The following is a 9,686-nucleotide window of genomic DNA, read 5'->3' as shown; positions in this document are numbered from 1 at the left end:
TACCTACCTAAAAACCCCGTCAAAAGCTCAGCGCAACACAAAAATTTGCGTAGATACCCATGCGTATCGCAGGCAAGCCAGCTCTCACATGTTTACCGCGTATTACTTAAGGTCTACGGCGCCGTCGGGCACGCTTGCAGGGACTTGTCGACCGTTTGGCTGATCAGCGCAGCGAAACGTTTGACGTTGTTCTGGTGCGCAACCACCACGTCGTCGATGCTCGGGCCTGCGGGTGACTGCAAGGTGGTGCGGCAGCTCAGGGCAGGGCGATCACCGCCGCCGGTCGGCCTTAGCCGCCACCTCACGTCGAACAACGCGTACTGCCCGGGCACCGAGTCGAAGCGCTGCACTTCAACGCGCAACGACAGGGCTTGCCGGGCGTTGCTGTTGGCCAGTTGATCCACCAGCGCACTTTTGAGCTCATCCGCCAGGCTGGCGGCCCACCATTGGGTTTCAAGAATCGCCACGCCGCTGTCGCCTTGGCGAATCACGATCTGCGGCCGGTCGACCTGCGGCGGCACGCTGATGCTTTCGATACGGATACCCGCGGCTTCGGCGCGCGTGCTGTTGTTCCAGTGCGCCGGGGTCAGGGTGTGGAACGCAATCGGCTCACTGCTGCAGGCCGCCAGTAACAGCAAGGCGGTGACCCAGGTGATTTTCAACGGAAACGTCATGGCTGCTCCAATGCTCATTTGCGGGGTGGGCCTTGCAGGCCGGTCGGCGCGGCGTTGTCGGGGCGCCCGCGAATCAGCGATTCGGGGTGCCGGCCGAGGTAATCCGACAGCTCGCGCAAGGAGCGCGACATGCGGCCCAGTTCATCCAGGGTTTGGGTCAGTTGTTCGCGTTGCGGCGAGTCTTCGGCCAGGGTTGAGTTGGCTGATTGCAAGGTTTTGCTCACGTCAGACAGCGTGTTCTGCACACTCGGCAGGGTCTTGGCATTGAACTGGGTCAGGCCCTTGCGCAGCTCGACCAGGTTACTGTCGAGGTTACCGGCAATGCGCTCGATGGGCAGTTGGTTGATCTTGTTGACGATGCCTTCGAGTTTTTCCTGCAGTTGCTCCAGGTTGCCAGGGATTGTCGGTATGTTGATCGGGCGCAGGCTCGGGTCAAACGCGACTTTCTCGGCTTTCGGGAAGAAATCCAGGGCGACGTACAACTGGCCGGTCAGCAGGCTGCCGCTGCGAGCCTGGGCGCGCAGGCCATTTTCGATGAACGTGCCGATCAAGCGCACGCCGCCGGCCTCATCGTTGGGGTCATGCTGGGTGGCCTGGAGCAGCTTGGTATTGGCCTCCCCGAGCAATTGTGGATAAATCACGATGCCGACGTTGATCGGAAAGCTGCGTTTCTTGGCGTCGTAATCCAAGTTGATCGACACCACTTTGCCGAACTCGACGCCGAGGAACTCAACCGGCGCGCCGACTTTAAGGCCACGCAGTGCCTGATCAAAGCGCAAGACCATGTATTGCCCTTTGCCGTTGGGAGGGGCGAGGGCGCTTTGCTGGTCGTCGAACAGCTCATAGGCATGGTCTTCGTCGGCGGGTTTGTCATTGGGGCTGTAGGGCGGCGCTTGGAACGCGATGCCGCCGGCCAGCATCGACGACAAGGATTCGGTTTTCAGCGCGAAACCATTGGCGCCGACGCTCAGGTCAATGCCGCTGGCATTCCAGAACCGCGTGTTTTCGGTGACATACACATCGTTGGGCGCATGCACGAACACCTCGATATTCACCCCTTTGCCTTCGGCATCCAGCTCATAGGCCACGACCTGGCCCACGGGGATTTTGCGGTAATACACCGGCGAGCCGATATCCAGCGACCCCAGGCCTTGGGTGTGCAGGGTGAAGCGTTTGCCCGGCTCGCCGTAGGTGATGGGGGGCGGGTTTTCCAGGCCCTTGAACTGTTTGGCGCGGGTATCGGACTGGCCGATGTCGGCACCGATGTAGTCGCCGGACAGCAAGGTATCGATGCCGGACACGCCACCGGCGCCGATGCGCGGGCGCACCACCCAGAACTTCGAGTCTTCGCGGGTGAAGCTTTCCGCCTGCTTGGCCAGCTTGATGGTGGCGTTGACGCTTTTCTGGTCATCGCTCAGGGCAACGTCGGACACCTGGCCGATCACCACGTTGCGGTATTTGACCTCGGTTTTGTTGGCGACCAGGCCGCTGCCGGTCTTGAAGTTGAGGGTGATGGTCGGGCCTTGTTGCAGGACGTTGTGAACCACCAGCGAGATGCCCACCAGCACCGCGACAATCGGCACGATCCACACCAGCGAAACGCTGAAGCGCCGCGTCTTGATCGCAGGCGTGGCAGCAGATGTGCTTGTATGCGTGTCAGTGTTGTGTGGCGTCATCCAAGCGCTCCTCGTTGTGTGGGTTTTCCCAGATCAACCGGGGGTCGAAACTCATGGCCGCCAGCATCGTAAACACCACCACCAGGCCAAAAAACAAAATACCCAGGCGCGGCTCGATGGTGCCCAGCGCCTGGAACTGGACGAGTGCGGCCACCAGCGCAACCACGATCACATCGAGCATCGACCAGTAGCCGATGAGCTCGACAAACCGGAACAGCTTCGAGCGCTCCTTGCGCGCCCACAGGCTGTTGCGCTGCACGGTGATCAGCAGCAGGGCCAGCGACACGAACTTGATGCCCGGCACCGCAATACTGGCGATGAAAATGATCAGGGCAATGTCCCAGGCGCCATGCTGCCAGAACTCCAGCACGCCGCTCATGATAGTGCTGTCTGCGCCCGAGCCGAGCATCGTTGTTTTCATCACCGGCAGTAAGTTCGCCGGCACATAAAACGCAAGGGCCGTGAGCAGGTAGGCCCAGGTGCGGGTCAGCGAGTGCTCTTTGCGCCAGTGCAGGGCCGCGCCGCAGCGGTCGCATTCGGTGGGCGCGGCGCTCATGTCGCAGGGCTGGCCGCAGGTGTGGCACAGGCACAGGTTGAGCTCGCGGGCGGTCGGCGGTGAGTTCATAAGGTGTCCCACAGGTCGCGCACATCCCGCCCGGCGATGCGGATCAGCAACAGGCTGAGGGCCGCTAACGCAAACAGGCCGGTGCCGGGTATCACGTCGAGCATGCCTGCCAGCTTGAACACCGCCACCATGGCGCCGAGCAGGCAGACTTCAAGCATGCTCCACGGCCTCAGCGCTTCCAGCCAGCGCATGCACAGCTTGAACGCCGGTGAGCGCCTGCCGGACAGGGCGAAACTCAAGACCCAGATCAGCAACAGCAGCTGGAACACCGGCGCGATGATGATGGAAATTGCTGCCACCAACGCAATAAAAGTGATCGGCCCCAGGCTCAACGCAACCACTGAATCCCAAAGGGTCGCGCTGTTTTTCAAACCTTGCAGGCTGATGCTCATCACTGGGTAGAAGTTAGCAAACGTCCACAGGACGGCGGCGGTGACGCTCAGGGCGAGGCGCTGTTGCACCGACAGGCCGTTGTAGCGCTGCAATACGCCTTCGCAGCGTGTGCACAGGGCTTTTTGATGCTTGGCGAGCGTAACTTTTTCGTACACGCAGTCGCAGTGTTCGCAGATGACCCGTTGATTCGCCATATGTCTTGCTCCAAACGCGATGCGCTGCGGTCTTGGACAGTGCTACTGATTCAATGGCGCTTGAACAGCTTAGCAGTTGAGATGCCGCAGGTTTGATCCCTTCCGGAGCGGGGCGGGGGTAAGGTCAACCATACTGCGCCTGGAATGTGCCATAGCGCTTGCAGAAACGCCCATGAATATCGAAAAAAGGCGCGCTGATCCGTGAAACCTTTCCCGTCGGGCCGTTGCAGTGCAACTGCACGATCATCGGTGACCCGATTACCAAAAAAAGCCATTGTGGTTGACCCGGGCGGTCATCATGAGCTGATCCTGGCGCGCCTTAATGCGTTGGGGTTGAAGGTGGTGAGTATTATCCATACTCACGCGCACCTTGAGCACTTCCTGGCGTCGGGGCAGTTGAAACAGAGGGCGGGCGCCCGGTGACCACTCGGCGATAGCGTCAGCAGTCCGGGCAGGGCATGTAGTGATCGAACCAGTCGACGATGCGCCGTGCGGCATCGGCGGCGTTGCTCGGATTGCGCAGCCGATGCCCTTCGTCGGCGTAGATCATCAACGTCGTGGGGACGCCCTTGTCGCGTAGAGCCTTCCAGAATTCGCGGGACTGGACCGGCGGCGTCTCGATATCCCGCTCGCCGACATAGATGAACGTGGGCGTCGTGACGGTGTTGACGAAGTTGAGTGGCGATGCCGCTTCATAGGCCTTGCGGTTGTCATGGGGGGTGCCGCCGAAATAGGGCAGCAACCATTTGTCGATCCCGTTCTGCCCGTAATAACTGACCCAGTTGGCGATGCTGGCGCCCGCTGCCGCCGCCTTGAAACGTTGGGTTTGCGTCACGGCCCACATAGACATGAAACCTCCGTAGCTGAAGCCCGTGATTCCGATCCGGTCGGGATCGATCGATATCGTCTTTTCGACCTTGTCCACGCCCGACAGAATGTCGCGTAGGTCGCCGCCGCCCAGATCGAGCAGATTGGCCTGTCGGAACGCTTCGCCCCGGCCGGCGCTGCCACGGAAATTGGGAAAGAACAGCGCATAGCCACGCTCAATCAGGCCGCGACGCCAGCCTTCCCAGATGAATTCTGGTCCACCGTAGTCCGACGGCCCGCCATGGACGACGACGACGAGCGGCCTGCGTTTGTGCTGGGTGGACGCCAGAGGCGTCACCAGCCAGCCTTGGACGTCGTAGCCGTCGCTCGACCAGGTGATGCTTTGTCCGCTGGCAATACCTGCCATCGCGCGGTTGGCATCCGACACGACCGTGGGATGCGGTATACCGCCCGCGATCAGCTCGGGCGCACGATCATAGCCCTCGTAAATGCCCGCGATGCTTTTGCCGTCCTGCGACAGAACGATCCGGTTGTGACCGCCATTGGCTGAGACGGCGGAGGTGGCGTCGGACCAGAGCGTCTTCAACCGGCCATCTGCAGGATCGAGTTTGACAACGATCACACTGTTCTTGCGAACGCCCGCTGCAACCAGCTGCCGCCCCTGCCACTGGACTGCATTAAACGTCGCGTCGGCACCTGCCGTGACGTTGCGCGCCGGTCCGCCGGCGATGGGGACGGTGTAGATGTCGCCGCCGCCCTGATTATAGTCCGACATCAGACCGCTGATGAACGCGACCTGCGTACCGTCCGGCGAGACGCGGGCACCCATGAGCTGCCGCTGCGGGGCCACGACCAACCGTCCCGCGCTTTCAGTATTCGCGCAGAATGCGAGCAGTTCGGCATGGCCCGCGACCGCGATGCCGACCAAGCCTGCACCGTCGGGCGCCCAGTCGAAATCGAATACGAACAGCTCGGGCGTGCTGGCGAACCGGATCGCGCCTGTTGCTTCATCGACGATCGCGAGCCGCTGGCGATCTTCGTTCGCTCCCTGCTCACCGATCGTGCGCGCGCCCGGCTGGGTCGGGCCGGTTTCCTTGCGCGGCGCAATCGTGACGAGCAGGCCGAGCGCCGATCCCGATGGCGACCAGCGCGGCGTCGAGGCATTGCCGTCGATGCTCGCCAGCGTGCGCTGCTGGCCGGCCGTATCGACGATCACGTCCGTGCGCCCGTCGGGACGTCGCATCAGGTAGGTGACCGCACCGTTGCTGGCCACCGCGACCCCCGAAAAGGTGCAATGGTCGCAGGTCGCAACCTGCCGGACCGGCGCCAGCCGCGCTTCGCCGAGCCGGCGCAGGACGACGGCATTGTGCGTCGCTTGGACGCCGGTCGCGGTTACGTCGCCCTCGATACTGGCGACAAGCCTGCCTTCGGGATCGAGCGCGATCTGGTCGAAGCAGTGCAGGTTTTGCGCGGTTACTACGATGTCCGAGTTGGAGTCAGCGGCCGCGTCGCGACTCATTGCAATGCTGCCATTGGGTAGGGCGCTGCCATTCGTTGCCGCCTGAGCAAACGCCGGAAACGCCACACCAGCTGCCAATACGGGGTCAACCAAATTCACTGGTTTCTTCATTTCAAGCCCCCCCAAAAAACAATCACGACCGACAGCATAAAAATAGCCAACGCAACACCGGTAAGAAAACCGACAGAAGTATCGCTCAAATTAAACGCGTGCTTGATGGGTTCTATTAACGTGGAAAGCACAAAACGGTCGGCCATATTTATGATGTATACGATGGTCAATAGGAAAAGTGTGATCCACGCGCCAGCGACACGGAGAATACCGGGATGTTCGGCGCTTGATGAAGCGGGTATGTCAGTCACGGTGTGTATCGACATCATAACCTCCGATGCGGGCAGACCCAGTTAGGCAACCAGCGTTGACGGGGAAAGAAGGCTCGGGCTTTGGTACTCAGATGTTTGAGCACCCAATGGGCTAGGTCGATAGCGGGGGGGAACTTTCCATGGGGGTTACCTTAACTGAATTATTGTTATGTCGAAGGGGCGTGGGCGGACACCTGCTGCCAGGGCAACGTTACCCATAATTAGCTGAAGGTGGAAACGCAAAGGCGTTCTGGTTTGCATGCAAAATTTGCAGGCAACGGAAAATGGTCATCAGGTTCAGTATGAAGTCCTTGGGCCTTACTGACGTGACTGTCCTTTCTGTCAACAGAAACTGCCGCATGAATTCGAAAAAAGCCTTGAGGGCTATTTCGACGAAACATTCGAGGCTGATACTAGCGCTCTATCGCGTTTCGGGGTATTTACAGTTCGGTAGCAGATGGCCTTTTAGTTCAGGACTCAAACAGTCCTAGCGACGGATTGTTCTCACTTAGATAAAGAGAAGCTTAATCTTGAGCTGCAAGCCATGAATGCAGTCATTATTCCTGTAATAGATTCATCTCTCTATGTGGTTAATCAGCTCAGTGCTCAAGCGTCTGCTTCAGAAAAAAACGCATCGATATCCTCCCTCGTTTTTTGAGCGTAAGCGACGAGCCAATTTCTGAACACTTCGTGAGCCGATGACTTTTGGAGTAACGGTGCGTGGATCAAATATTCTTTGTGGCCTGTCCTCACAAAAACGTCGATGGGCCGGATCAGACGTCCGGCTCGGAATTCCTGTAGCGGCGCAACATATGACCACATTAACGTGATGCCCTGACCTGCTTGAGCTGCCCGTGATGCCAAGTCGTAGTTGGATACCATTAATGAGTATCTCGCCTCTCCGATCGGCATACCCATTTGACGAAACCAATCAGACCATCCCCTGACAGTTCGTAAATGCTTGATCTCAAAATCAATCAGTGTCTCGCTCATTAAATCAGCCGCAGCTGCGATAGTACGGGGGTGCAGATAGAGCGGTGAACAGGCCGGGAAGATTAATTCGTCGAACAGTTCTGTTCCCTCAAAGCCGTACGATGGCAATTGATCATAAATAATGGCGAAATCTGTCTCACCATTGAGAAGTCCTGAGTAACCATGCTCGTCAGCGGCGATGACACGCACGCGCATTTCTGGGTAGGCAGCTTTGAATTCCGCAATGCCAGGCAGTAGCCAGAAACTCGCGATAGCGGTACTGGCAGAAATGGTAATGGTAGGGCTCAGGATAGAATGGATAGCGTCTATACTTCGCCTTAATTCATCAATGCTACGCCCCACCCCCTCCAGTAAAATTTGCCCTGCTTTGGTAAGTTCGAGAACCTTGTGACGTCGCAGGAACAGAGGCACGCCTATTCTGTCCTCCAGTTGCTTCACTTGACGACTGACAGCGCTTTGAGAAAGGTTCAGCTCTACCCCCGCCTTGGTAAAACTGAGATAAGTGGCGGCAGCCGCAAAGGCTTCCATGGTCTGCAAGGGAGGCAATCGCTTTCGATGGCTGTTCAAATTGGCACGCGCCTCTGGGTTCGTCAGTATTCTTTTCGCCCTTTCCAACACTCCTTGGCGAGGTAGGCTTTTACACCCAAATCCAATAATGGCCGGGGAGGCAAGCGTGTAGGCTCCCCCAAAGCGTACATGTCGTCAATCAACGGGTTTTCAATGCCACACGCCAGATCCGCGAGTGTTACCCCAGAAACAGTTTGCTTTGAGATTCCCACGCCATTACAGCCCGCCGCCGCATAAGTATTGGACCTTACCCGCCCCCAACGCGGGGAACCATTTCGTGTAATGCTAAAAAAACCCATCCAGAAATGTTCCATTTGAACATCGCTCAACTCCGGAAAACGCGAAAGAAAAACGTCCCGATGCTGCCCGCGAACGTGAATTCTTGATTGTTCGGTGACGCTCATTGATGGGGTGTAATCGAATTGCTGTCGAATAAGAAGACGATGATCCTGCGTAAAGCGCATTGTTGCCCCGCTAATAGCATTAGCAGGTGTGACGCCCCATTCTTCGATATTGCCCAGTCGCAACCTTTGTTCTTCACTTAAAGGGTGCGTCAGGCTTGCGTATGAAGCCACTGTAAATAATTGCCGTTCGAAGCCGGGTAATTGGCCGATACTTCCGTTATTCGCAAGAATGAGTTTCCGAGCCCGCACCTCTCCGAACGCTGTTTTGGCATGCACTTTCCCCTCGAAGTCCAGCCACGTAACAGGGCTGTTTTCATACAACACAACGTTATTGGGTAAGGTGTCCGCCAAGCCTCGGGTCAAGGCGGCAGGATTTAAAAGAATGCATCCCGGCGTGTAGATGCCCGAACGGAAAAAGGACGTCCCAAGCCTTTCGCGCAACTGATCGCGATCGAACCATACGTAAGGTTCTTTGAGCCTCTCCAATTCTTCAGCATGGTGTTTGAGCAGAGAGTCAACGAGTTTAGCGGATGCAGCACAGTGATATTTACCGCGTTGACTCCAGCTACAGTCAATGGAATGCGTATCAACGACCTCTTTGAGGTGAGCGATGCCGGCGTTCATTAAACGCTTGTAGTTGACGGCTTTTTCAAGCTCGGCGGTTGAGCTCCCGACATTGTGCGGCACGTCGATCGCGAAACCCGAGTTACGCCCTGAGGCATTGTCGCCGGCAACACCCGCTTCCAAGATGATAATACGATCATTAGGACAGTTTTGCGCAAGACGACGTGCCGTCGCCAACCCGGCAAAACCTGCGCCGATGACCAGCCAGTCGGCACTGATCGCTTCTTTTAGAGCCGGAGCAGGCGTTCGGGGATGCAGAATTGCCGACCAGCCATTAGTACAGTCGTCATTCGGGCGAAGTTTGATCTGCATATATTTTTCGCTCTGCTAAGTTTAACTGGGCGGGTGGAGTAATGACGAAAAATGCTTTGGCACCCTCACCAAAATAGCGTACCCGTGTCCACTTCGATATTCTCAACGTATCGCCCGGTCCACCTACAAACCGTTGACCGTCCTCAAGTTCAAAACCAAAGTAACCTTCAAGCACTAAAATAATTTCATCGTAATCCAAGGTCTTGAAAGGAGACTCATCGCCATCCCAGTTGGTAAAACCCGCGCACAGTGGCGACACGCCGTTATCCGGTATACTCCAGCCCAACGTGACGTGTGCGCTACCGGACAAGGGTCTAGCTAAATAGGCGATGTCAGCATGCGGAATATGCAAAGGCAAGATAGGTTTAATCATGTTCTAAGCTCCATGTTTATATAGTACGCTGCTGCCCAGTAGTGATAGGCAGCCCAGGATCCAGTAAATGCGCAGCCTAAAAGGACGAATCGTAGCGAACTTTCGGGTTCACTAATTAGGTGGGCAGGGCGTCTGAGAGGAA

The 9,686-nt window shown here is 57.5% G+C and carries 9 protein-coding genes and 1 pseudogene; 1 reads left to right on the top strand and 9 read right to left on the bottom strand.

Annotated elements, in window-relative coordinates; all coding sequences use genetic code 11:
- Positions 1-113: 113 nt before the first annotated feature.
- From ACI77I_RS16175 to ACI77I_RS16160, 4 genes are read right to left on the bottom strand one after another with little or no spacing between them, the layout of a single operon-like run.
- On the bottom strand, positions 114-674 hold the full coding sequence (locus ACI77I_RS16175) for a membrane integrity-associated transporter subunit PqiC (protein WP_094953766.1): 561 nt from the start codon (positions 672-674) through the stop codon (positions 114-116).
- A 14-nt stretch (positions 675-688) separates the two neighbouring features.
- The gene (locus ACI77I_RS16170) at positions 689-2,350 is read right to left on the bottom strand and encodes an intermembrane transport protein PqiB (protein ID WP_406997951.1); all 1,662 of its coding nucleotides are present in this window, start codon (positions 2,348-2,350) and stop codon (positions 689-691) included.
- Positions 2,331-2,975 carry a paraquat-inducible protein A gene (locus ACI77I_RS16165; protein WP_094953764.1) on the bottom strand — a complete coding sequence of 215 codons (645 nt, stop codon included), beginning with the start codon at positions 2,973-2,975 and terminating at the stop codon, positions 2,331-2,333. Before ACI77I_RS16165 ends, ACI77I_RS16170 begins: the two co-directional genes overlap by 20 nt.
- Positions 2,972-3,562, bottom strand: coding sequence for a paraquat-inducible protein A (locus ACI77I_RS16160; protein ID WP_242154497.1), 591 nt, complete (start codon positions 3,560-3,562; stop codon positions 2,972-2,974). Before ACI77I_RS16160 ends, ACI77I_RS16165 begins: the two co-directional genes overlap by 4 nt.
- A 176-nt stretch (positions 3,563-3,738) precedes the next feature.
- Here ACI77I_RS16160 and ACI77I_RS16155 point away from each other — a divergent pair.
- Positions 3,739-3,979, top strand: a pseudogene (locus ACI77I_RS16155) (MBL fold metallo-hydrolase); the annotation flags it as partial.
- A gap of 22 nt (positions 3,980-4,001) precedes the next feature.
- Here the strand turns inward: ACI77I_RS16155 and ACI77I_RS16150 are convergent.
- From ACI77I_RS16150 to ACI77I_RS16130, 5 genes are all read right to left on the bottom strand, one after another.
- On the bottom strand, positions 4,002-6,020 hold the full coding sequence (locus tag ACI77I_RS16150) for a S9 family peptidase (protein ID WP_406997950.1): 2,019 nt from the start codon (positions 6,018-6,020) through the stop codon (positions 4,002-4,004).
- Positions 6,017-6,286, bottom strand: a complete 270-nt coding sequence (locus ACI77I_RS16145; protein WP_406997949.1) for a hypothetical protein — start codon at positions 6,284-6,286, stop codon at positions 6,017-6,019. Before ACI77I_RS16145 ends, ACI77I_RS16150 begins: the two co-directional genes overlap by 4 nt.
- Before the next feature lie 591 nt (positions 6,287-6,877).
- Positions 6,878-7,792 carry a LysR substrate-binding domain-containing protein gene (locus tag ACI77I_RS16140; RefSeq protein WP_263275085.1) on the bottom strand — a complete coding sequence of 305 codons (915 nt, stop codon included), beginning with the start codon at positions 7,790-7,792 and terminating at the stop codon, positions 6,878-6,880.
- A gap of 62 nt (positions 7,793-7,854) precedes the next feature.
- Positions 7,855-9,171 (bottom strand): NAD(P)/FAD-dependent oxidoreductase, encoded by a 1,317-nt coding sequence (locus tag ACI77I_RS16135; RefSeq protein WP_406997948.1) that lies wholly within the window; start codon positions 9,169-9,171, stop codon positions 7,855-7,857.
- Positions 9,146-9,544: a hypothetical protein gene (locus tag ACI77I_RS16130; RefSeq protein WP_406997947.1), complete on the bottom strand. Its 399-nt coding sequence runs from the start codon at positions 9,542-9,544 to the stop codon at positions 9,146-9,148. Before ACI77I_RS16130 ends, ACI77I_RS16135 begins: the two co-directional genes overlap by 26 nt.
- Positions 9,545-9,686 lie beyond the last annotated feature (142 nt).

The organism is Pseudomonas sp. D47 (genome assembly GCF_045447305.1).
Taxonomy (GTDB): Bacteria; Pseudomonadota; Gammaproteobacteria; order Pseudomonadales; family Pseudomonadaceae; genus Aquipseudomonas.
Note: the sequence above shows the minus strand (reverse complement) of the source record. Positions and strands in the feature narration are given on the sequence as shown.

Coding starts and splice junctions, on each gene's coding strand:
- ACI77I_RS16175 (WP_094953766.1), bottom strand. CDS start 674: ATGACGTTTCCGTTGAAAATCACCTGGGTCACCGCCTTGCTGTTACTG.
- ACI77I_RS16170 (WP_406997951.1), bottom strand. CDS start 2,350: ATGACGCCACACAACACTGACACGCATACAAGCACATCTGCTGCCACG.
- ACI77I_RS16165 (WP_094953764.1), bottom strand. CDS start 2,975: ATGAACTCACCGCCGACCGCCCGCGAGCTCAACCTGTGCCTGTGCCAC.
- ACI77I_RS16160 (WP_242154497.1), bottom strand. CDS start 3,562: ATGGCGAATCAACGGGTCATCTGCGAACACTGCGACTGCGTGTACGAA.
- ACI77I_RS16150 (WP_406997950.1), bottom strand. CDS start 6,020: ATGAAGAAACCAGTGAATTTGGTTGACCCCGTATTGGCAGCTGGTGTG.
- ACI77I_RS16145 (WP_406997949.1), bottom strand. CDS start 6,286: ATGTCGATACACACCGTGACTGACATACCCGCTTCATCAAGCGCCGAA.
- ACI77I_RS16140 (WP_263275085.1), bottom strand. CDS start 7,792: ATGGAAGCCTTTGCGGCTGCCGCCACTTATCTCAGTTTTACCAAGGCG.
- ACI77I_RS16135 (WP_406997948.1), bottom strand. CDS start 9,171: ATGCAGATCAAACTTCGCCCGAATGACGACTGTACTAATGGCTGGTCG.
- ACI77I_RS16130 (WP_406997947.1), bottom strand. CDS start 9,544: ATGATTAAACCTATCTTGCCTTTGCATATTCCGCATGCTGACATCGCC.